This window comes from Pseudorhodobacter wandonensis, assembly GCF_001202035.1.
In the GTDB taxonomy this organism is placed as follows: Bacteria; Pseudomonadota; Alphaproteobacteria; order Rhodobacterales; family Rhodobacteraceae; genus Pseudorhodobacter; species Pseudorhodobacter wandonensis.
In genome coordinates this window covers 157418-177560 of the sequence record NZ_LGHT01000004.1, presented here as the reverse complement: position 1 = coordinate 177560, position 20143 = coordinate 157418, and the positions used below count along the sequence as shown (strand labels likewise).

Here is a 20143-nt window from a genome sequence, read left to right as displayed (position 1 = left end):
GGTCTGGGGGAGGGGCAGACAGCCCCTCCCCCAGCGGCCGTCACATTACTCGCCGTAAGGCACCCATACCGTCTTTACCTCAGTCGCGGCGCGCAGAAACGGTCGGCCCTCGGCGCGATCCCAATCAGTGGCAAACCCGTTGTTCACCCATGTCCGCTTCAGGTTCCCTGCCGCCTCGCGCTCGATCAGTCCCGACAGCTCTGCAGCGCCAAAGCACCACACCGCATCCACATCCAGATGGCTGGCCAAAGGCTTTGCCAAATCGCCATGTGCGCCGGTCACAATGTTCACGACGCCGCCCGGCAGGTCAGACGTATCCAACACTTGATACAGGTCTGTTGCCGCCAGAGGAAACACCTGCGATGGCACCAGAACACAGGTGTTCCCCATCGCAATCGCGGGCGCCATCAAGCTAACCAGCCCTAACAAAGGCGCTTCATCCGGACAAATCGCGCCGATCACGCCGCAAGGCTCGTTCATCGCCAAAGCAACGCCACGAATTGGAACAGATTTTACGGCGCCGTCGAACTTGTCGGCCCAGGCGGCATAGGTGAACAGGCGCGCAATGCTGGTCTCTACCTCGGCCATACCCGGTTTACCCGTCATATCCTTTAGCCGCTCTGCGAATTCGTCGGCCCGCGCCGACAGATTCTCTGCGACGTAATACAAAATCTGCGCGCGTAGATGGGCACTGGCCTTGCCCCATCCTTTCGCCCCATGCGCTGCCTCAACCGCGTTGCGAATATCCTTGCGATTGCCAAGACCAACATGCCCCAACAGCTTGCCTTTGGGTGACCAAACCGCTTGCGAATAGCCACCATCGGGTCTTGCCTGCTTGCCGCCGACATATAGTTTGGCGGTGCGGTCCAAACCGGAAACCTCGGCATTCGCAGGGTTGGCCACAGCGGAAATGGTTTTCAAAGGCTTCGACGCCCCTTTAGGTTGCAAATAGGCCAGCAGCCCTTCCCAGCCACCTTCACGGCCAAAGCCGCTTTCCCGCACGCCGCCAAAGCCCGCTGCGGCATCAAACATATTGCTGCCATTCACCCAGACCACACCCGCGCGCACCTTGGGCGCAATATCCAGCGCAAGGTTGACATTCTCGGTCCAGATGCTCGCCGCCAGCCCATAGCGGCAGTTGTTGGCCAGTTCCACCGCCTCAGATGGCGTGCGGAATGTCATGGCGACGAGCACAGGACCAAAGATTTCTTCTTGCATCAAGTGGCTTGCAGTGCCGAGGCCAGTAATCAGCGTCGGCGGGTAAAAACAGCCAGTGGGGCAGGGAACTTGGTATTTTTCGCCTTCGCTGGCATCCACCATCGCAGTGATCTGCGCCAATTGAACTGGGTCTACGATTGCGCCTACGTCAATGCATTTGTCCAGTGGGTCGCCAATGCGCAACCCATCCATTCGGGCGCGCAACTTGGTATAAAAGCGCTCTGCCACACCTTCCTGTACCAATAACCGGCTGCCGGCACAGCAAACCTGCCCGCCATTAAACCAAATCGCATCAACCAGCCCTTCGACAGCCGAGTCCAAATCGGCATCGTCAAACACGATATAGGGCGATTTACCACCCAACTCTAAGGTCAGCGCCTTACCCGTACCCGCTGTTGCCGCACGAATTTTGCGGCCAACATCAGTGCTGCCGGTAAAGGCGATCTTGTTGACGTCAGGGTGATCCACCAGTGCAGCACCCGTTTTCCCATCGCCGGTAACAACGTTTAATACACCGGGGGGCAGGCCTGCCTCGCGGCTGATTTGCGCAAACAGTAACGCAGTCAGCGGCGTGTATTCGGCGGGCTTTAAGACGACCGTATTACCCGCAGCCAGTGCGGGCGCCACTTTCCACGCCAACATCAACAGCGGAAAGTTCCACGGAATAACGGCGCCACAGACGCCTAAAGGGGCCATATCCGGCTGTTCGGATGCAAGTAGCTGCGCCAAACCTGCGTGAAAATAGAAATGTCGGGCGACCAACGGAATATCAATATCGCGCGATTCGCGAATAGGCTTGCCGTTGTCCAGCGTCTCCAGAACCGACAAAAGCCGTGCGTGTTTCTGCACCAGCCGCGCCAAAGCATAGAGGTATTGCGCGCGCTTATGCCCCGGCAGTTTCGCCCATTTCGGCTGCGCCTTGCGGGCGGCGGCCACGGCTGTGTCAATGTCGGCAATGCTGCCTTGGGTTACTTGTGCCAAGGCTTTTCCGGTTGCCGGGTTGTTGGTGGCAAACCCGTCGCCCGCCGCAGTGAACTGCCCGTTGATCCAATGGCCAAACGGCGCGTGTTTGGCGATCCAATCCAGCGCCTCAGCAGCGGATTCAGGTGCAGGGCCATAGGACATATCGTTGAAAATCTCTTTTATGGTCATGGCGTTATCCCATCGCATGGCGGTTAGCGGCGGAATAGGCGCCGGTCACGTGGTGTTCTAGCTGGCGCTCAATATCGCCCAAGAGAGAAGACGCGCCAAATCGGAACAGGTCGGGCTGCACCCACGGCAGCCCCAACTCATCGCGCATCAGCGCAAGGTAAACCAACGCATCTTTGGCTTTGGATATGCCTCCGGCAGGCTTATAGCCGACCTTGATACCCGTACGGTCCTGATAATCACGGATTGCGCGGATCATGGTTAGGGTAACGGGAAGCGTGGCGTTTACCGGCTCTTTACCGGTTGAGGTTTTGATGAAGTCAGCACCTGCCATCATGCAAATCAGACTGGCGCGGGCAACGTTGCGTAAGGTGCCCAGCTCTCCGGTCGCCAAAATAGCTTTTACATGCGCCTCGCCACAGGCGACCCGCATCGCGCGCATTTCGTCATACAGGGCCTGCCAGTTTTGTGTCAGCACATGGCGTCGTGAAATAACGATATCAATTTCCCGCGCACCTGCAGCCACGCTTTCACCGATCTCGGCCAGTCGCAAATGCAATGGCGACAGGCCTGCCGGAAAGCCGGTTGAAACCGCCGCCACAGGAATGCCAGAGCCTTCGAGCGCGCGAACGGCTGTTTCCACCATATCATGGTAAACACAAACCGCGCCCGTTGTCAGCCCTTCCATCCCCAAAGCGGCCAGAATATCGGGGCGTACAGGTTGGCGTGCCTTGGCGCAAAGACGCTGCACACGACCCGCAGTATCATCACCGGACAGGGTGGTCAGGTCGATGCAGGAAATGGCCTTGCACAGCCAAGCGGCTTGATAATCCTTTTTTACGCTGCGCCGACCTGGAAATGTTGCAGCGCGTCGCTCGATCGCCGAGGTATTGGCCTGAACCGATGCAACCCAGTCAAGATCTAGCGGCATGCCGGGGTTGCGGGCGTGGGCCAGTTGCGGCAGATTTTTCGGGGTGTCGCCTTGCATGGCGCGGGCAGTGTGCTGGCTGTCGGGTCGCAAAAGAACCTCCACTAATTGGCTGGCGCAAGCGTGGCACGCCGCCTGGCGGCTGGCAAGTGTGCCGCGCCGTCAGGTGATTCAAAAATTTACCAATAGGTCAGAATTGGTGATCTGACGCCGTAACTTTGGGCTTTGGTTCGACCCGTGTCATCACCGGTTCCATTTCTTTGGACTCATCTTCAAATGTGGCCCAATCGCGCGGTGTGCCAGTATCAGGCATCGTATTTTTGTCACCAAAGCGGTGCATATGCGCCTTGGCGATAAAGTTGGCAGTGATTGGTGCCGTCAGAAGAATGAACATCGTGATCAGAAACTCATGCCAGCTAAGTTGTCCCCGCATGATCCAAAAATACAGCATCGAGGCCAGCAACACCCCGCCAACCCCTAAGGTACTTGCCTTGGTCGGTGCGTGCAGACGCGTCATCGTATCAGGCAGCTTGATCAGGCCAAAGCTGCCGACAAGGCCAAAAATACCAGCCGCGACCAGCAGCACCGAAATTGTGATTTCTGCGATCTGTTCCATATCCGGCCCCTATTCGATGATGTCGCCGCGCAAGATAAACTTGCAATAGGCCACAGTAGAAACAAAGCCCGTCATCGCAAACAGCAGCCCAGCCTCAAAGTATACTGCAGAGTGGGTATTGATGCCATAAAGTACGAGCAATGCGATAATATTAATGACCATAGTATCCAGCGCCAACACCCGATCAACTACGCCGGGGGCGACAAAAATACGGTACAGGTTGAACAAAAGGCTAAGGCCAAAGCAGCCGAAAGCGAAAGTCAGGGCATAAGGGATCATTCGAAAATCCTCATCAAACGGGCTTCATAGCGGGTTTTGATTTCGTCGCGAACTTCTTCAGGGTCGGGCGCGTGCAAGCAGTGAACCAACAACGCGCGGCCATCGCCAGACATATCGGCGGTCAGGGTGCCGGGGGTCATCGTGATTGTGCCTGCCAAAACAGTAATGGCCTCGGGGCTGCGCAGATCGAGTGGCACAGTGACCCACGCAGATTGCAGCTGGCTACTGGGTTTGAACAACACGATCCCAGCCACGATGAAATTCGATTTCACAATATCATACAACACGATCAGCACATAGCCGATGATCGCAATCGGGTTGCGCAAAGCGGGGCGGTCAGGCCAATAGGGTGCGGTGATGATAGGGATTATGATGCCGAGGATCAGGGCAAAGACCAGCGATCCCAGCTTTAAGTGGTTGACCAATAGCATCCATGTAACCACCAAAAGCAGGGTCAGATAGGGGTGAGGAAAAAGCTTGCGCAGCATCGGCCTACTCCTTTACCGGGGTGAAAACGGCGTTGATATAGGCGGTCTTGTCAAATAATTCGGTACTGGTATCCGTTAGCCAACTGGTCACCGGCCCCGCCGTAACGGTTAACAGCACAAGGCCTGCCAGCAAAGCGAATACCACGGCAAAGGCCAACGGCTCGGCTTTGCCTTCGGGCTTTGGCATGGTGGTTGTCGTGGCATATGCCTTCCAAAAGACCTGCGAACCTGCGCGCGAAAAACCGATGATTGTGATGAGCGAAGTGGCAAGAATCGCTGTCCAGATGATGGCCATATTCGCACCGCGGGTGGCATCCATCACCAGTAGTTTGCCCAAAAAGCCCGACAGCGGCGGCATGCCTGCCATGGCGATAGCCCCGCCAAAAAACAGTACCGTGATGAGCCCGTGCTGCCCCGTAGGTGGCAAAGCTATGCGCAAGTCGTCATTGCCGCGCCGGTCCTGCAACAGATCTACAATCAGAAACAGCGCCGCCGTGGCAAAGGTAGAGTGGAGCAAGTAATACAGCCCCGCAGTGATCGCCTGCGGCGTGAATTGCGACACGGCGATAAACAAAGTGCCCATAGATCCGATAGCGGCAAATGCCACCAGCCGTGCCATGCCCGTGGCACCGAGCACGCCAATCGCGCCAACAATCAGCGTGACAATCGCAGCCGGCAGCAGAATGTCTGCAAACAACGTGCCAGTCGCCGCCGTTTCTGGCGGAAAGATCAAGGTAAAAATACGAATAACGGCATAGGCACCAACCTTCGTCATCACAGCAAACAGCGCAGCTACAGGGCCGGGCGCAAAGCTATACGTCGCTGGCAGCCAGAATTGCAGCGGCACCAATGCGCCCTTTACCGCGAAAACCATTAGCAGCAGCACCGCGCCAACACGTAGCAACGCCGCATCGCCCGCTGGAAGCTCGGCCACCTTTACCGCCAGATCGGCCATGTTCAGCGTGCCGGTTACCGAATAAATTGTCGCCAGCGCAAACAGAAACAGCGTCGAGCCAACAAGGTTATAGGCCACATATTGCACGCCAGCCTTTAGCCGCTTGGCCCCGCCACCGTGAATCATCAGGCCATAGCTGGCGATCAGCAACACCTCGAAAAACACGAAAAGGTTGAACGCATCCCCTGTCAGAAACGCGCCGCAAAGGCCCATTAACTGAAACTGAAACAATGCGTGAAAATGGTTACCGCGGGCATCCCAGCTGGTGCCGATGGCATAAAGTTGAACCAACAGTGCCAAAACCGCGGTCAGCGCGATCATCATTGCCGACAAACGGTCCAACACCAAAACGATGCCAAAAGGGGCCGGCCAATTGCCCAGATAATATACCTCGGGCGGATTGTTGGCCGCAGTATACAGCAAGACCAGTGAAATCGCGGCCAACACCGCTGTCCCCGCAGTCGAAAAAACCCGTTGCAGCGACAGATCATGTCGCATCACCAGCACGATAAATGGCGCCAGCAATGCAGGCAGAATAACGGGCGCGATAATCCAATGGTTCATTCCGCGCCCTCCTTCGGTCCGGCCGGCTGCTCGCGCTCTTCCATCCCGATATAGTCATCTCCGGTTTCCAAGAACGCGCCCAAAGCCATCATCACAATCAACGCGGTCATGCCAAAGCTGATCACAATTGCTGTCAAAACAAGCGCTTGCGTTAGCGGATCGGTATAACCTTCGGGATGCTTTGTAATAATGGCAGGCAAGCCAATCGCCAACCGCCCAGAGGCAAAGATAAACACGTTTACCGCATAGGACAGCATCGCCAGCCCTACGATCACCGGAAAGGTCCGTTTGCGCAGAATCAGGTATACCCCGCAGGCAGTCATCAGGCCAACAGCCGAAGCGACAAGAAGTTCCATATCAGCGCGCCCCCTCGGTTTGCTCTTCATCCGGTTGAATATCATACGGCTCTATGTTCACCGTCTCACCCGCACGAATTGCGATCCGGCTGATCGAAGCCAAGGCCAGCATCACAGCGCCGACCACGGTCAAAAACACACCAAGATCGAATATGGCCGCCGTGGCCAGCTCGAACTTTTCGATGAAGGGCAGTTTGAAATAGCCGAAACTGCTGGTCATGAACGGCCGTGCTGCGAACCAAGAGCCGATGCCACACAGGCCCGCAATCGTCACCCCCCAACCGATAAGGGCGTGATAGTCAATCCGTTGCCGCGCCGCCGCCCAGCCAAAGCCCGACGCCATATATTGCATGATCGTCGCAATCGCCACGACCAGCCCTGCAATAAACCCGCCGCCCGGCTCATTATGCCCGCGCAGAAAGATATAGACGCCCACCATCAACGCAATCGGCAAGATCATCCGCGTGGCCACAACCAGCATCAACGGGTGGCGATCACCGGCGCGTTTCTGATCCGGGACCCAAGCGAGCAACCGGTCATTTGCAGCACCACCACGCAGCAGCCCTTCAACCAGCGCAAAAATTACCAATCCAGCGATGCCCAGTACAGTGATCTCGCCAAACGTATCATAACCACGGAAATCAACCAAAATCACGTTGACCACGTTCGTTCCGCCACCGCCGGGTTTGGAATTGGCGAGATGATAATCGGCAATCGTCGGAAAGGCGAAATCGCGCATCATCAGCGCATAAATTAGCGCGCCGATGCCGATACCTGCTGCTGCTGCAATCATCCCATCACGCCCGCGCCGCCCTGCTGTGCTTTCCACAGGGCTGTCCTTGGGCAAAAAGTTCAGGGCCAGCAACAGCAGCATCACAGTGGCTACCTCAACACTGATCTGCGTTAGCGCGAGATCTGGTGCAGAAAGGTAGACGAAACCGACCGAGACCATTAACCCGATCACCCCTACCAGCACCAAAGCTAAAAGCCGGTTGCGGTGATAGTTGAACAATGACGCAGTGGCCCCGATCAACAACAGCCAACCAACTGCGGCCACGGGCTCGATTATTGTCAATGTGCGTGTGCCAGAACTATGGACGCCAGACTCAAACGCGTAATACCCGACCGCCAAAATAGCCAGCGTCGCCACCGCCAAATAACGCGCCAGCGAACCGTCGTGCAGGCGGTCCGTAATGGCCTGTGCTGCCATGGCAAACGGTTCCAGAATGGCGTCAAAAATCGCTTTTGCCTCGGGGCGGGGGGTGGAAAGCCACATCGCTTCAAAAGGGCGATGCAAACCTAGCAAGACAAAGCCCGAGCCAACCGCAAAAACCGACAGCCAAAGTGCCGGAACAAACCCGTGCCAGTGGCTGATATACACCTCGGCCTCGCCGCCAATCACGGCGCTTGCCGTGGTGCGCACCAGATCACCAACCATTGTCATCGGCATTACGCCAATCGCCACAACCAACACCGCCAGAATGGCAGGTGCCGCCCACATACCAAAGCCGGGGTCATGCGGCTTGCTTGGGTAATCTGTACGCACCGGCCCAAGGAACGTGTGGGCGATAAGCCGAAAGGAATAAGCAACCGAGAACATGGCGCCCAGCGTGGCCAACGCGGGCATTACCCAATGATTGCCCAACCAAACCGTATGCACCGTTTCTTCCAGCATCATTTCCTTTGAAAGGAACCCGTTCAGTGGCGGAATTCCCGCCATCGACAGCGCAGCTACGCAAACGATCGTAAAGGTGATCGGCATCAGATGCCGCAAACCGCCTAGCCGCTTGATGTCACGGGTGTGCGCCTCATGGTCAACAATTCCCGCGCTCATGAACAGGGCGGCTTTAAAGGTCGCGTGGTTTATGATGTGAAACACAGCAACCGTTGCCGCCTCGGCTGTACCAAAGCCTAACAACATGGTGATAAGGCCAAGATGCGATACTGTCGAAAATGCCAGCAGTGCTTTTAGATCATCTTTGAAAAACGCGATCTTGGCGGCCATGATCATGGTGATCAGGCCGGTGGTCGCCACGATGTAAAACCACTCGGGCGTTCCAGCCAATACTGGCCACATCCGCGCCATCAGAAACAGACCGGCTTTAACCATCGTGGCCGAGTGCAGATAGGCCGAAACCGGCGTCGGTGCCGCCATCGCATGCGGCAACCAGAAATGGAACGGAAACTGCGCCGATTTGGTAAACGCCCCGATCAAAATCAGCACCAGCGCGGGCAAATACCAGTCAGACCCTTGGATCAGCTCTTTGTTTTGCAAAATCACCGTCAGGTCATAGGACCCAACAATATTGCCTAATATCAACATCCCTGCGATCATCGCCAAACCGCCGGCACCGGTCACAGTCAGCGCCATCCGTGCACCTTGGCGGCCCTCGGGCAAGTGCTTCCAAAACCCGATCAACAAGAATGAACTAAGGCTCGTCAATTCCCAGAAAATCAACAAAAGCAGAATGTTGTCAGACAGAACAATCCCCACCATCGCGCCTTGGAACAGCAGCAGATAGGTGTAAAACTGCCCCATCGGGTCTTTGGTTGACAAGTAAAACCGTGCATAGAGAATGATCAGCAGGCCAATCCCAAGGATCAAACCCGCAAACAACAACCCCAACCCGTCCAGAAAGAAATTGGCATTCAGCCCCAGTGCAGGCAACCACTCAAGCCGCGCCGTAACCACCTCGCCGCGCATCACCGCTGGCGCGTGGAGCAAAACCCCTAACAAGGCAAATGCGGTTACCAGTCCGGTAACGGTGGCGCAGGCATTGCGCCCCGCGCGGATCAAAAGACCAGGGAGCAGCGCGCCAAGAAATGGCAATGCGGCGATCAGGGCAAGGGACATTCTATTTGTTCCGTTCTTTGCTCGGGTCGTCAGTTGGGTGACATAGGCCAAACGCTATCGGCTAAGGTCACGGTTTAGCAGTGTATCTTTAACTGTGCGACAGCTATCCGTCTGTCAAGGCAAACCAGCCGCCTTTTACTCTTTGGCCACAGGCCGCACCCCGACAACGCACCACTTTCTGTTCGGCGCAAATATCCTCAGGGGGGAATTCGCCGTCAGGCGAAGGGGGGCGCGAGCGCCCCCGCCACCCTATCCGTTCTCGCGCAGCACTTGCCCCGCCAGATACAACGATCCACAAATCAGCACCCGTGCTTGGGGCTCGCGTTGCGCAATCGCGCGCAAAGCCTCCAGCACCGACGCCGCCTCAACGGCCTGCATCCCTTCCTTGCGTGCCGCGGCGCAAGTTGCCTCGGCTGGCAAAGTCGCCGCCTCACCCGGAATAGATACTGCCGTCAGGCTGGCCGCATGTTTCGCCAAAGGCAGCAAATAGCCGCCAATGTCTTTGGTGTTCAGCATCCCGCAAATCAGATGCGTCGGGCGTTTGGGCATCGCGGCCAATGTCGCGGCCACCGCTTCGCCGCCTGCAGGGTTATGGCCGCCGTCCAGCCACAGCTCGACCTCGGGCGCAGCCTCGACCAGCGGCCCAACCCGCAAGCGCTGCATACGCGCAGGCCATTCGGCGCGGGTCACGGCAGTCTCGGCATCGCCTTGCCCTAACAAACGCAGCGCCATCAGTGCGGCTCCGGCGTTTTGTATCTGATGCGGGCCGGGCAGGTTGGGCAGCGGTAAATCCAGCAAGCCGTTTTCATCCTGAAACACCATCCGCCCGCGGTCGGCAAAGCAATGCCAGTGCTGGCCAAATACATGCAGCGGCGCGCCCAGCTTGGCGGCGCGGGCCTCGATCACCTCAAGGCCTTCGGGCGCTTGTGGGCCAACGACACAAGGTACGCCGCGCTTGATGATTCCGGCTTTCTCGGCCGCAATCAGCGGCAGCGTATCGCCCAGATATTGCTGATGATCGACAGACACCGGCGTGATGATGGTCAACGCAGGGCTGTCCACCACATTCGTTGCATCCAGCCGCCCGCCAAGACCCACTTCCAGCAACGTATAATCAGCAGGCACGCGGCTAAACGCCAGCATCGCGGCGCAAGTTGTAGCTTCAAAAAACGTAATCGCATCGGGGCCGTTTGCCGTAATGCACTCATCCAGCAGCGTCGACAAAGCCTGCTCATCAATTAACGCACCCGCTAGCCGGATGCGTTCATGAAACCGCGCCAGATGCGGGCTGGTATAGGCATGCACCCGCAGCCCCGCGCCCTCTAGCCCCGCGCGGATCATCGCCTGCGTGCTGCCTTTGCCATTGGTGCCGGCAATATGCACCACAGGCGGCAAAGCGCGTTCAGGATGCCCAAGCGCCGCCAGCAGCCGCTCTACGCGGTCCAGCGTCAGGTCGATAATCTTCGGATGAAGCGTCATCATCCGTTCCAACAACACGTCAGAACTGATGCCGCTCACTTTGCTGGTGCTTTCTTTTCGGCCGCGACCGGCTTTGCCTCGGGCGCTGGTAAATCGCCATGCACGGCAGGCGATTGCTTGGTTAGCATGCGCAGCACCGTGACCAGCTCATCGCGCAAATCCTTGCGGTGGGTCACGCGGTCAAGCATCCCGTGATCCAGCAGATATTCAGCGCGCTGAAACCCTTCGGGCAGTTTTTCGCGGATGGTTTGTTCGATCACCCGAGGTCCGGCAAAACAAATCAGCGCGTTGGGCTCGGCAATTTGCACATCACCCAGCATCGCATAAGAGGCTGTAACCCCGCCTGTGGTCGGATGTGTCAGCACCACGATATAGGGCAGTTTCGCCTCGCGCAACATTTGCACCGCAACCGTGGTACGCGGCATTTGCATCAGGCTAAGGATACCTTCTTGCATTCGCGCGCCGCCCGCCGCCGAAAACAGCACCAGTGGCCGCTTTAGCTTTACCGCGCGTTCGGCAGCAGCCAGAATTGCGTTGCCAACATACATGCCCATTGACCCGCCCATAAAGGAAAAGTCCTGGCCCACAGCCACGATCGGCGTGCGCGCAATTTCACCCTCGACCACCAGCATCGCGTCTTTTTCACCCGTCGATTTCTGCGCGGCCTTCATACGCTCGGGGTATTTCTTTTGGTCGCGGAAATGCAGCGGGTCGGCGACCGGTTCGGGCACTTTTACCTCGGTGAAAAGTCCAGCGTCAAAAAGGGCGGAAAAGCGTTCGCGCGGTGTGATCGCCATGTGGTGATCGCAACTGGTGCAGACGTTCAGGTTGTCGCGCAATTCGCGGTGAAACAGCATGGTGCCGCACTCCGCGCATTTGGTCCAAAGGTTCTCGGGCACTTCGCGCCGTGAAAACAACGAGTTAATGGTCGGACGGACGTAGTTGGTGATCCAGTTCATCTGTGCTTGGCCCTTTGGTCACTCTGCTTGCACTTCAAATAAGCCTAAGGGCACGGAAATGCAAATGGGATGGCAGCCTGCAACAGCTTGAAAGATACGTAGCAGGGTTGCATGCTGCATTTGGACATAGCACAGAGGCGCCGCGTGGCAGGTCAGAACCCAAAGGAACGTCGCGCGATTGTCTGCGCAGTCACGAACGACCATGCCTTTGCCTTGGGCAGTTTGATTGCGGGTTTTCGACGTTATAACTCTGATTTTTCTGGTGCGTTTGTGGCGTTCCACGACGGGTTGTCGCTGGTGCAACAAGATCAGCTGCGCGCACTTTGGCCGAATATGGAGTTTCGCCCTTATGGTGCCGATATTATTGCGCGGCGCTTTGGCAAAAAGGCTGATTTAAGCAGGGTTCAAGCGCAGTTCAGCCCGATGATCTTTGCCAAGTTCGAACTGCCTGATGTGCTGAGCGATTATGATAAATGCCTGTGGCTTGATGTTGATATGCTGGTGCAAGGCAATTTGGCCGAGATTTGGAATTTTGACAGGCTGGCGTGGCGGCCTTTGCCCGAAGGTGCCTTTGCGCGGCGGGCCGAGGTGATGGAGGAATTTGCCGATTTGCGGGGTGATGGCAGTTTGCCCCTGTTGAATGGCGGCGTTATCGGTATGGCGCGCGGGGGGCGCATTACGACGGCCGATCTATATGCCATGGCGGCACGGTTGCTTGCACAAACCAACACGACCTCGGTTGACGAGTTGGCTATGTATTTCCTGGCGGCATCAAATGGGGTGCCTGTGCATCTGCTTGACCTGCGTTTTAACCATCCTGTGGTCGCACCAGGCGCACGTAATGCTGTTATCGTGCATGCAATTGGGCCAGATAAATTCTGGAATGCGTCGCCTTTGCAGCTTGCCTTCCCAGAATGGGCACGAAACCAGTTGGAGTGGCAAGGTGAGCGTTATGCGGGGCCGCAGCGTCTGGCGCATGTTCAAGCCGCGACCCCCGATTTGGCCTTAAAAGCAGCGCGGAATCGGGATTATTGGCAGCAGATTATGCCGATATTCGGTCGGATATTCCGCTTTGCTTGCAGGTGGATTTGCAAACCGATGGCAAGAGCTTGCGGTTCTTTTATTCAGCAACGGCATTCTTACGCCTGACCCGCCAGGCGAATGCGCGGCGGATCGGGGTAGAAATGCATATCGCAGATGATCCCGAAATTGGCGCGGTGATCGGATCGTTGCTGAAAGGACGCGACATTCCGGGTTTAGCCAAAGGCAAAACACTGGAACCGTCACAAAGCAAACTGGGCTGGGCCTATACCGCCGTGGTGCCTACCACCTGTTGCGCGCAGGTTATGTGCATGTTCGTCCAAGCCCTGGATCAAGCCACATCTCGCGCCAAAAGCTGACCTCCGGGACCGGATTTCACCTCAAACCGGCTGATTTTCCGCACAAGGTCAGAAAGCTTGGCGCTGCCATAGGTGCGCGTGTCAAAATCTGGCGCGCCTTGGGTGATATATTGGCCGATTTGACCTAGCGAGTACCATTCGCCCTCGGGGTCAATCGCGCGCATGGCGGCGATAATAAGGGGGATAGCATTGGTTGGCGCCTCTTTTGCGCCACGGGCAGGCGCAGGTTCTGCCGGCATTTCGGGCATCATGCCACGGTCGGGCTTTGGCGGGGCAGGGCGCTCATCGCTTTGATCATCATTACCGAGGTTTTCGACATAGATGAAGCGCTTGCAGGCCATACGAAACGCCTCGGGGGTTTTCTTTTCGCCGATGCCATAAACATCCAACCCCTGTTCGCGAATTCGCGCAGCAAGGCGGGTGAAATCGCTGTCAGAGCTGACCAGTACAAACCCGTCAAAGAGGCCTGAATGCAGGAAGTCCATCGCTGCAATGACCAGACCTATATCGGAGGCGTTCTTTCCACGTGTGTTTGAAAACTGCTGATCGGCCACAAGCCCCAAAGCGGCCACTTTGCGTGCCCACCCGCCTAGACGTTGTGCTGACCAATCGCCATAAATCCTGCGTACCGAGGCCTCACCCAGACCTGCAATCTCTTCAAAAATCGCTTCGGCATATGAGGCGGGCACATTGTCGGCGTCAATCAACACGGCAAGCCGTGGCGCACGCAGGTCAGCCATTGTAGGTCCTTTCGTTGTTGCGATGACCTTAAAGGAACCAACCTGCGAGCAACAGTGGTTTGTGTACCTGTTATTTCTTGGCGCGGAAGTCCGAATGACAGGCTTTGCAAGCCCCGCCAATAGCCCCCATACCGGCCTGAACGCCTTCGACCGAGGCGACATCAATCGCGCCAGCAGCGGTTTCCAGGCCTTTGGCTTTTGCAGTGAAACCTTCCATGTTCATCCAGATGTCGGGGCGCGCCTCGGACACAGGATCATCGGCTTCAACTTCGAACTTGGCCGGAATTTCACCAGCGGCAGCGATCAGCGCAGCTTTCGCGGCCTCGGCTGCGGTAGCATCAAACGCGGCTTTGCCACCCGCCATATCGCCCAAAATTTTGGTATTCATGCCGATGCTATCCATCAGGTCCATACGGGCTTTTACAGTTGGGTCCTGCACGCCGTCTTTGGCAATGGCAACTCCGGCAGTCAAGGTTAGGCTAATAATCAGGGCTTTGGCTACGAATCGCATTGGGCTGTCTCCTGTTGGTTTTCACAACGGAGTATAACGGCTTCGATCTATCCGCCAAGTTTTCAACCGGACAATCGACGGGACTTCACGCGAATGTCAGATGATCAGGCGCTTAACCGTCGGCCAAATGCCGTTCGCCACGTTCGCGCGACAGTTTGATCTGCTTCTGGCGCTCGCGGAACCGTTCGCGATCTTCGTCCGTGTGCTCATCGATGCACTGATGGCAAGACACGCCTTCTTCATATTCGGGGCGGGTTTTATCCTCGGCAGAAACAGGGCGACGGCAGCCGTGGCAGGTGGTGTAGTCACCGGGCACAAGCCCGTGGCCCACCGACACGCGGTTATCGAACACATAGCATTCGCCGTTCCACAGGCTTTTTTCCTGCGGCATATCCTCAAGGTATTTCAGGATGCCGCCTTTCAGGTGATAGACATCCTCAACGCCTTGGCCAAGCAGGTAGTTCGTTGATTTTTCACAGCGAATCCCGCCCGTGCAGAACATTGCGATGCGCTTGTTGTGAAAGCGGTCCTTGTTCGCCTCCCACCACGCCGGAAACTCGCGGAACGATTTGGTTTCGGGGTCAATCGCACCTTCAAAGGTGCCGATGCCGTATTCATAGTCATTCCGGGTGTCGATAACCGCGACATCCGGTGAAGATATCAGCTCGTTCCATTCCTCGGGGTTCAGGTAATGGCCAACACGGGCGCGCGGATCGATATCGGGCTGGCCCATCGACACGATTTCTTTTTTCAGCCTCACCTTAAAGCGGCCAAAGGGTTCAACCTCGGCCCAGCTTTCCTTGTGCTCCAGATCCGCACAGCCCGGAAGTGCGCGGATATAGGCCAGAATCGCATCAATGCCGACACGGTCGCCGGAAATCGTGCCATTGATGCCTTCGCTTGCCAACAAAAGCGAGCCGCGAATGCCATGCGCGCGGCCAAAGGCCAGCAGCGGCTGTTGCAAGGCTGCAAAGTCGGGGAAACGGGTGAAATGATAGAGTGCTGCGATTGTAAACATGGGCATTCTCTTGCCGTGGCTTGCGCAAAAAGGCAAGGTATCAGTTGACGCAGGAGATGAGGTTCCCATGACAAACGCGCTGCCCACGACTAATGCGCTGATTGTGATTGATGTGCAGAATGATTTTTGCCCCGGTGGCGCGCTTGCGGTGAAGGGTGGGGATGAAATTGTCGCAGGTATCAACGCGCGGATGGCTGACTTTGGCGCAGTGGTGCTGACGCAAGATTGGCATCCGGCGCGACATTCATCTTTCGCCAGCAACCACAGCGCGGACCCGTTTAGCACGATTGAAATGCCCTATGGCCCGCAGGTTTTATGGCCTACCCATTGTGTGCAAGGCACTGATGGCGCGGCATTCCATAACGCATTGAATGCTGACCGCGCCGATCTGATTATCCGCAAAGGCTTTCGCCCCCAGATCGATAGCTATTCAGCATTTTTTGAAAATGACCAAACCACGCCCACGGGGCTTGAGGGGTATATGCGAAATCGCGGCCTAACCAAGCTGACGCTGGTTGGTTTGGCGACTGATTTCTGTGTGGCCTATTCGGCACTGGATGCAGCCAAATTGGGGTTTGACGTTACAGTGCAGATTGACCTCTGCCGCGCCATAGACCTTGACGGGTCGCTGGCGGGCATGATTGCACAGATGAAAGCGGTTGGGGTGGTACTGGCCTAAAGACCAGCCGCTTCATCCAGCCCCAACATAATGTTCAGGTTTTGCACGGCAGCGCCCGAGGCACCTTTGCCAAGGTTATCCAGAACGGCCGACAACACCACGCGGCCATCGGCTGCGTCACCCAACACCGACAGCTCCAGTTTGTTGGTGTTGTTCAACGTCTGCGGGTTTTCGCGGGCCTGCATTTGATCGAGCGGGCGCACGGATACAAACTGGCTGCCTGCATAATGTGCCGTCAATGCTGTGTGCAGCTCTACCGCGCGGCTGGTGTGCAGCGGGATTTGCACAATCATGCCTTGGGCATATTGCCCGACAGACGGCACGAAAATCGGTGACTGGCTGACGCCGCCGTAATGCATCACTTCGGGCATGTGTTTGTGGTGCTGCGTGGTGGCGTACACAAAATTGCCAGTCGTTTCACCCTTTTCATACTCGGCAATCATTGCCTTGCCGCCGCCTGTATAACCCGAAATACCAAAGATCGACAGATCGTCATCCCCCCCGATCAAGCCTGCATCGGTCAACGGCCGCAGCAACGCAATTGCGCAGGTTGAATAGCAACCGGGGTTTGACACCCGTTTCGCCCCCGCAATCGCCGCGCGCTGGCCCGCCACGAGTTCGGGAAAGCCGTAAACCCAATCCGTGTTCACACGGTGCGCTGTGCTGGCGTCGATTAACCGCGTCGGCAAGGTGGCACAAATCGCTGCCGCCTCGCGCGAGGCGTCGTCGGGCAAGCACAAAATCGCAATATCGGCCTGTGCAAAGGCATCGGCCCGCGCGCCCGCATCTTTGCGCCGATCGTCGGGCAATGAGATCAGCGTGATGTCATTGCGCCCAGCCAGGCGGTCGCGGATTTGCAAGCCAGTTGTGCCAACTTCGCCGTCGATAAAGACCTTCGCGCTCATATCCAGACCCCTTTTGCTGTGATTGGCGCCCTGTTTACACGCTTGCGCCGCGTTCGCCAAGCTGGACAAGGGCTGAACAGCTTGATTTAACGGAATTTCAATAGTTGGGGGCGGATGATGGTCGATATTGCAACGCGGGTGCATAACCACAAGTGGAAGATCGATCCGATTGTCCGGTCCTTGATCGATACTGATTTTTACAAACTTTTGATGTGCCAGTCGGTGTTTCGCAACAAACCCGATGCCACTGTGACGTTTAGCTTGATCAACCGCACCCAATCGGTACGCCTCGCCGACTTGGTTGATGAGGGTGAGTTGCGCGAACAGCTTGACCATATTCGCACGCTCAGCCTGTCGCGGGGCGAAAGCACCTGGCTGCGGGGCAATACGTTCTACGGCAAGCGTCAGATGTTTAGTCCCGATTTTATAGAGTGGTTTGAGCAGCTTCGCCTTCCGCCCTATCATCTTGAAAAGCGCGATGGTCAGTATGAGCTGACGTTTGAGGGCAAATGGCCCGAGGTCATGATGTGGGAAATTCCCGCTTTGGCGGTGCTGATGGAATTGCGTGGTCGGGCCGTTCTGGGGCATATGGGCAAATTCGAAATTCAGGTGCTTTATGCCCGCGCCATGACCAAGCTGTGGGAAAAAATCGAACGTTTACGCAATATTGACGGGTTGCGGATTGCGGATTTCGGCACCCGCCGCCGCCATTCGTTTTTGTGGCAGGATTGGTGTGTGCAGGCGATGCAAGAGGGGCTGGGCGAGGCCTTTGCCGGAACGTCAAATTGCCTGATTGCGAAACGCAGCGAGGTCGAAGCAATTGGCACTAACGCCCATGAGTTGCCGATGGTTTACAGTGCCTTAGCCGAGAGTGATGCCGAATTGGCCCAAGCACCCTATCAGGTTCTTGCCGATTGGCACGAAGAGCATGACGGCAATCTGCGCATAATTCTGCCCGATACCTATGGCACAAAAGGCTTTTTGGCCCGCGCGCCGGAATGGCTAGCAAAATGGACCGGCATTCGGATTGACAGCGGTGACCCCGCAACGGGTGCGGAAACTGCAATCAAGTGGTGGCAAGAACGCGGCGAAGACCCGCGTCAGAAGCTGGTAATCTTTTCGGACGGGCTGGATGTGGATAATATCGAGCAATTGCACAAACAGTTCGCAGGCCGGGTAAAAGTGTCATTTGGCTGGGGCACCATGCTGACCAATGACTTTCGTGGGCTTGTTGCCGAGGACGCGCTGGCGCCATTCAGCCTTGTTTGTAAGGCGATATCGGCCAACGGGCGACCCACCGTCAAGCTTAGCGATAACCCCAACAAGGCGATGGGCCCTGCGGATGAAATCGCGCGCTACAAGCGGGTGTTCGATGTAGGTGCACAAAAGGCCCAAGACGTTATCGTGTAAACTCTGGTCTTTTGCGCGGGAAATGGGGCGCCTTGGCCGGACGGCCGGGCCTGAACGCTTTTCAAATACCTGAATATCAATGTTTTTCAGCTGATGACGAGATCGGCACCGCGCCTAACCAACTTGGTCAGGAGCGGCAAGACTATGCCAGCAGCGAAAGGCCGACATACACAAGGGCTGAAAGCGCCGCCGTTGCGGGAACCGTAATGACCCAAGCCGCGACAATGGTCAGAAAATGCGAGCGGCGAACCAGTTTGCGGCGGCGACGCTCTTCGACGGCGACCGGTTTGCCCTTTAGGATGCCCAGCTTACGCGCGCGGTTTTCAGCGTGATACTCGCGGTAAAATCCGACCCCGAAAATCGCCCCAACCGCGATATGGGTTGAGCTGACAGGCAAACCCAGCCAAGACGCAACGATCACGGTGATCGCCGCTGAAAGTGCGACACAATAGGCCCGCATCGGATTCAGCTTGGTGATCTGACTTCCAACCATGCGGATCAGCTTTGGCCCAAACAGCATCAGGCCGAACGACAGCCCTGCCGCGCCAACTACCATCACCCAAAGCGGAATCTGCACTTTGCTAGAGGCGTCAAAGTCCTGCACAGCATGCACAATTGCGGCAAGTGGTCCAACCGCATTGGCCACATCATTCGCCCCATGTGCAAATGACAGCAGTGCCGCCGATGCCACCAACGGCCAGCCAAACAACTTTTTCAGGGATTTCTTGCGGTTCTCCAGCCCTTCCGATTGCCGACGGATCAACGGCTTGGTGATGATCTGCGTCACAACCGCAACGCCCAGGCCAATTAGCAACGCGGTCGGCAAATCAATGCTGACAATCTTTTTCAAACCTTTGATTGACAGATAAGCTGCAAATGCACCCGCCATAATCGCAATCAGAATTGGCACCCAAAGTCGGGCAGCGGCGATTTTATCCTCGGCCTGTTCCACCTTGGCCTTGATGAATGCCAAGAACAACGCTGCAATCGCACCGCCCAAAACGGGCGAGATTACCCAGCTAGCCGCAATTTGCCCCATCGTCGGCCAGTTCACTGCAGCCATGCCAGCTGCCGCAATACCCGCACCCATCACGCCGCCCACGACCGAATGCGTCGTCGAAACCGGTGCGCCCATCCATGTTGCTAGGTTAATCCACAACGCAGCCGAAATCAGCGCTGCCATCATTGCCCAGATAAAGGTGGTCTGATCGGCAAGACTTTCAGGTGAAACGATGCCGCCGGAAATAGTGGAAACCACGTCCCCGCCTGCGATCAACGCGCCGGCTGTTTCAAACACGGCGGCAATCGCAATCGCGCCACCCATGGTCAGAGCATTCGCACCCACCGCCGGGCCCATATTGTTGGCAACATCATTCGCACCAATGTTCAACGCCATATAGGCCCCAAACACAGCCGCAGAGATCACCACCAGCTGGTCTTGGCTTCCGCCCGTCAAGATTGCCGCGATAACGGCCACAATCACGATGAACGCTAGGCCAAGCCCGGGCGCGATCAATGGGCGTGCCACATAATGTGTGGCCTGCTCTAGATGCGAGATGCGGTTAAGGTCTTTGTCCAGCGTCTTCCACTGGTTTACAGGGCGGTCGGTCATTTTGAAGGCCTGTCATGCGAACG

19 protein-coding genes are annotated in these 20143 nt (G+C 56.7%); 4 read left to right on the top strand and 15 right to left on the bottom strand.

Annotation, left to right across the window (positions count from 1 at the left end; genetic code table 11):
- Window positions 1-45: 45 nt before the first annotated feature.
- From AKU79_RS00970 to accD, 10 genes are all read right to left on the bottom strand, one after another.
- Complete coding sequence (locus AKU79_RS00970) at window positions 46-2370, bottom strand: aldehyde dehydrogenase family protein (RefSeq protein ID WP_050521708.1); 2325 nt, start codon at window positions 2368-2370, stop codon at window positions 46-48.
- A 4-nt stretch (window positions 2371-2374) separates the two neighbouring features.
- Complete coding sequence (gene deoC, locus AKU79_RS00965; RefSeq protein WP_050521730.1) at window positions 2375-3355, bottom strand: deoxyribose-phosphate aldolase; 981 nt, start codon at window positions 3353-3355, stop codon at window positions 2375-2377.
- A 130-nt stretch (window positions 3356-3485) separates the two neighbouring features.
- Complete coding sequence (locus AKU79_RS00960) at window positions 3486-3911, bottom strand: Na+/H+ antiporter subunit G (RefSeq protein ID WP_050521707.1); 426 nt, start codon at window positions 3909-3911, stop codon at window positions 3486-3488.
- 9 nt (window positions 3912-3920) lie between these two features.
- The gene (locus AKU79_RS00955) at window positions 3921-4190 is read right to left on the bottom strand and encodes a K+/H+ antiporter subunit F (RefSeq protein WP_050521706.1); all 270 of its coding nucleotides are present in this window, start codon (window positions 4188-4190) and stop codon (window positions 3921-3923) included.
- Entirely contained in the window at window positions 4187-4678 is a 492-nt protein-coding gene (locus tag AKU79_RS00950) for a Na+/H+ antiporter subunit E (protein ID WP_050521705.1), read from the bottom strand. Before AKU79_RS00950 ends, AKU79_RS00955 begins: the two co-directional genes overlap by 4 nt.
- Window positions 4679-4682: 4 nt before the next feature.
- Window positions 4683-6197 carry a monovalent cation/H+ antiporter subunit D gene (locus AKU79_RS00945; protein WP_050521704.1) on the bottom strand — a complete coding sequence of 505 codons (1515 nt, stop codon included), beginning with the start codon at window positions 6195-6197 and terminating at the stop codon, window positions 4683-4685.
- Complete coding sequence (locus AKU79_RS00940; RefSeq protein WP_050521703.1) at window positions 6194-6553, bottom strand: Na+/H+ antiporter subunit C; 360 nt, start codon at window positions 6551-6553, stop codon at window positions 6194-6196. Before AKU79_RS00940 ends, AKU79_RS00945 begins: the two co-directional genes overlap by 4 nt.
- Window position 6554: 1 nt before the next feature.
- Window positions 6555-9407 (bottom strand): monovalent cation/H+ antiporter subunit A, encoded by a 2853-nt coding sequence (locus AKU79_RS00935; RefSeq protein ID WP_050521702.1) that lies wholly within the window; start codon window positions 9405-9407, stop codon window positions 6555-6557.
- 249 nt (window positions 9408-9656) lie between these two features.
- Entirely contained in the window at window positions 9657-10889 is a 1233-nt protein-coding gene (locus AKU79_RS00930) for a bifunctional folylpolyglutamate synthase/dihydrofolate synthase (RefSeq protein WP_408002826.1), read from the bottom strand.
- A 32-nt stretch (window positions 10890-10921) separates the two neighbouring features.
- Window positions 10922-11845, bottom strand: a complete 924-nt coding sequence (gene accD, locus AKU79_RS00925; protein WP_050521700.1) for an acetyl-CoA carboxylase, carboxyltransferase subunit beta — start codon at window positions 11843-11845, stop codon at window positions 10922-10924.
- 111 nt (window positions 11846-11956) lie between these two features.
- On the opposite strand from accD, the gene AKU79_RS00920 reads away from it, so the two are divergent.
- Both AKU79_RS00920 and AKU79_RS00915 read left to right on the top strand, forming a co-directional pair.
- Window positions 11957-12994, top strand: coding sequence for a glycosyltransferase (locus AKU79_RS00920; protein WP_050521699.1), 1038 nt, complete (start codon window positions 11957-11959; stop codon window positions 12992-12994).
- A 35-nt stretch (window positions 12995-13029) separates the two neighbouring features.
- Window positions 13030-13245: a hypothetical protein gene (locus AKU79_RS00915; protein ID WP_050521698.1), complete on the top strand. Its 216-nt coding sequence runs from the start codon at window positions 13030-13032 to the stop codon at window positions 13243-13245.
- On the opposite strand, the gene AKU79_RS00910 is transcribed toward AKU79_RS00915, so the two are convergent.
- The 3 genes from AKU79_RS00910 to trhO all read right to left on the bottom strand — a co-directional run bounded on the left by AKU79_RS00910 (window position 13218) and on the right by trhO (window position 15514).
- Window positions 13218-13985, bottom strand: a complete 768-nt coding sequence (locus AKU79_RS00910) for an NYN domain-containing protein (RefSeq protein WP_050521697.1) — start codon at window positions 13983-13985, stop codon at window positions 13218-13220. The genes AKU79_RS00915 and AKU79_RS00910 overlap by 28 nt on opposite strands.
- Window positions 13986-14055: 70 nt before the next feature.
- Complete coding sequence (locus AKU79_RS00905) at window positions 14056-14496, bottom strand: c-type cytochrome (RefSeq protein WP_050521696.1); 441 nt, start codon at window positions 14494-14496, stop codon at window positions 14056-14058.
- 112 nt (window positions 14497-14608) lie between these two features.
- On the bottom strand, window positions 14609-15514 hold the full coding sequence (gene trhO / locus AKU79_RS00900) for an oxygen-dependent tRNA uridine(34) hydroxylase TrhO (protein WP_050521695.1): 906 nt from the start codon (window positions 15512-15514) through the stop codon (window positions 14609-14611).
- A 67-nt stretch (window positions 15515-15581) separates the two neighbouring features.
- Between trhO and pncA the strand changes: the two genes are divergently transcribed.
- Window positions 15582-16193: a bifunctional nicotinamidase/pyrazinamidase gene (gene pncA, locus AKU79_RS00895; protein WP_050521729.1), complete on the top strand. Its 612-nt coding sequence runs from the start codon at window positions 15582-15584 to the stop codon at window positions 16191-16193.
- Here the strand turns inward: pncA and argC are convergent.
- Window positions 16190-17098 (bottom strand): N-acetyl-gamma-glutamyl-phosphate reductase, encoded by a 909-nt coding sequence (gene argC, locus AKU79_RS00890; protein WP_050521694.1) that lies wholly within the window; start codon window positions 17096-17098, stop codon window positions 16190-16192. The genes pncA and argC overlap by 4 nt on opposite strands.
- A gap of 117 nt (window positions 17099-17215) precedes the next feature.
- Here argC and pncB point away from each other — a divergent pair, with 117 nt between their 5' ends.
- Window positions 17216-18508: a nicotinate phosphoribosyltransferase gene (gene pncB, locus AKU79_RS00885; RefSeq protein ID WP_050521728.1), complete on the top strand. Its 1293-nt coding sequence runs from the start codon at window positions 17216-17218 to the stop codon at window positions 18506-18508.
- A gap of 142 nt (window positions 18509-18650) precedes the next feature.
- Here the strand turns inward: pncB and AKU79_RS00880 are convergent, their stop codons facing one another.
- Complete coding sequence (locus AKU79_RS00880) at window positions 18651-20120, bottom strand: inorganic phosphate transporter (RefSeq protein ID WP_050521693.1); 1470 nt, start codon at window positions 20118-20120, stop codon at window positions 18651-18653.
- Between the last annotated feature and the right edge of the window lie 23 nt (window positions 20121-20143).

What these genes read in the sequence shown, in the direction of transcription:
- AKU79_RS00970 (WP_050521708.1), bottom strand. Translation starts at nt 2,370, where the DNA reads ATGACCATAAAAGAGATTTTCAACGATATGTCCTATGGCCCTGCACCT.
- deoC (WP_050521730.1), bottom strand. Translation starts at nt 3,355, where the DNA reads ATGCAAGGCGACACCCCGAAAAATCTGCCGCAACTGGCCCACGCCCGC.
- AKU79_RS00960 (WP_050521707.1), bottom strand. Translation starts at nt 3,911, where the DNA reads ATGGAACAGATCGCAGAAATCACAATTTCGGTGCTGCTGGTCGCGGCT.
- AKU79_RS00955 (WP_050521706.1), bottom strand. Translation starts at nt 4,190, where the DNA reads ATGATCCCTTATGCCCTGACTTTCGCTTTCGGCTGCTTTGGCCTTAGC.
- AKU79_RS00950 (WP_050521705.1), bottom strand. Translation starts at nt 4,678, where the DNA reads ATGCTGCGCAAGCTTTTTCCTCACCCCTATCTGACCCTGCTTTTGGTG.
- AKU79_RS00945 (WP_050521704.1), bottom strand. Translation starts at nt 6,197, where the DNA reads ATGAACCATTGGATTATCGCGCCCGTTATTCTGCCTGCATTGCTGGCG.
- AKU79_RS00940 (WP_050521703.1), bottom strand. Translation starts at nt 6,553, where the DNA reads ATGGAACTTCTTGTCGCTTCGGCTGTTGGCCTGATGACTGCCTGCGGG.
- AKU79_RS00935 (WP_050521702.1), bottom strand. Translation starts at nt 9,407, where the DNA reads ATGTCCCTTGCCCTGATCGCCGCATTGCCATTTCTTGGCGCGCTGCTC.
- AKU79_RS00930 (WP_408002826.1), bottom strand. Translation starts at nt 10,889, where the DNA reads ATGATGACGCTTCATCCGAAGATTATCGACCTGACGCTGGACCGCGTA.
- accD (WP_050521700.1), bottom strand. Translation starts at nt 11,845, where the DNA reads ATGAACTGGATCACCAACTACGTCCGTCCGACCATTAACTCGTTGTTT.
- AKU79_RS00920 (WP_050521699.1), top strand. Translation starts at nt 11,957, where the DNA reads ATGCTGCATTTGGACATAGCACAGAGGCGCCGCGTGGCAGGTCAGAAC.
- AKU79_RS00915 (WP_050521698.1), top strand. Translation starts at nt 13,030, where the DNA reads ATGCATATCGCAGATGATCCCGAAATTGGCGCGGTGATCGGATCGTTG.
- AKU79_RS00910 (WP_050521697.1), bottom strand. Translation starts at nt 13,985, where the DNA reads ATGGCTGACCTGCGTGCGCCACGGCTTGCCGTGTTGATTGACGCCGAC.
- AKU79_RS00905 (WP_050521696.1), bottom strand. Translation starts at nt 14,496, where the DNA reads ATGCGATTCGTAGCCAAAGCCCTGATTATTAGCCTAACCTTGACTGCC.
- trhO (WP_050521695.1), bottom strand. Translation starts at nt 15,514, where the DNA reads ATGTTTACAATCGCAGCACTCTATCATTTCACCCGTTTCCCCGACTTT.
- pncA (WP_050521729.1), top strand. Translation starts at nt 15,582, where the DNA reads ATGACAAACGCGCTGCCCACGACTAATGCGCTGATTGTGATTGATGTG.
- argC (WP_050521694.1), bottom strand. Translation starts at nt 17,098, where the DNA reads ATGAGCGCGAAGGTCTTTATCGACGGCGAAGTTGGCACAACTGGCTTG.
- pncB (WP_050521728.1), top strand. Translation starts at nt 17,216, where the DNA reads ATGGTCGATATTGCAACGCGGGTGCATAACCACAAGTGGAAGATCGAT.
- AKU79_RS00880 (WP_050521693.1), bottom strand. Translation starts at nt 20,120, where the DNA reads ATGACCGACCGCCCTGTAAACCAGTGGAAGACGCTGGACAAAGACCTT.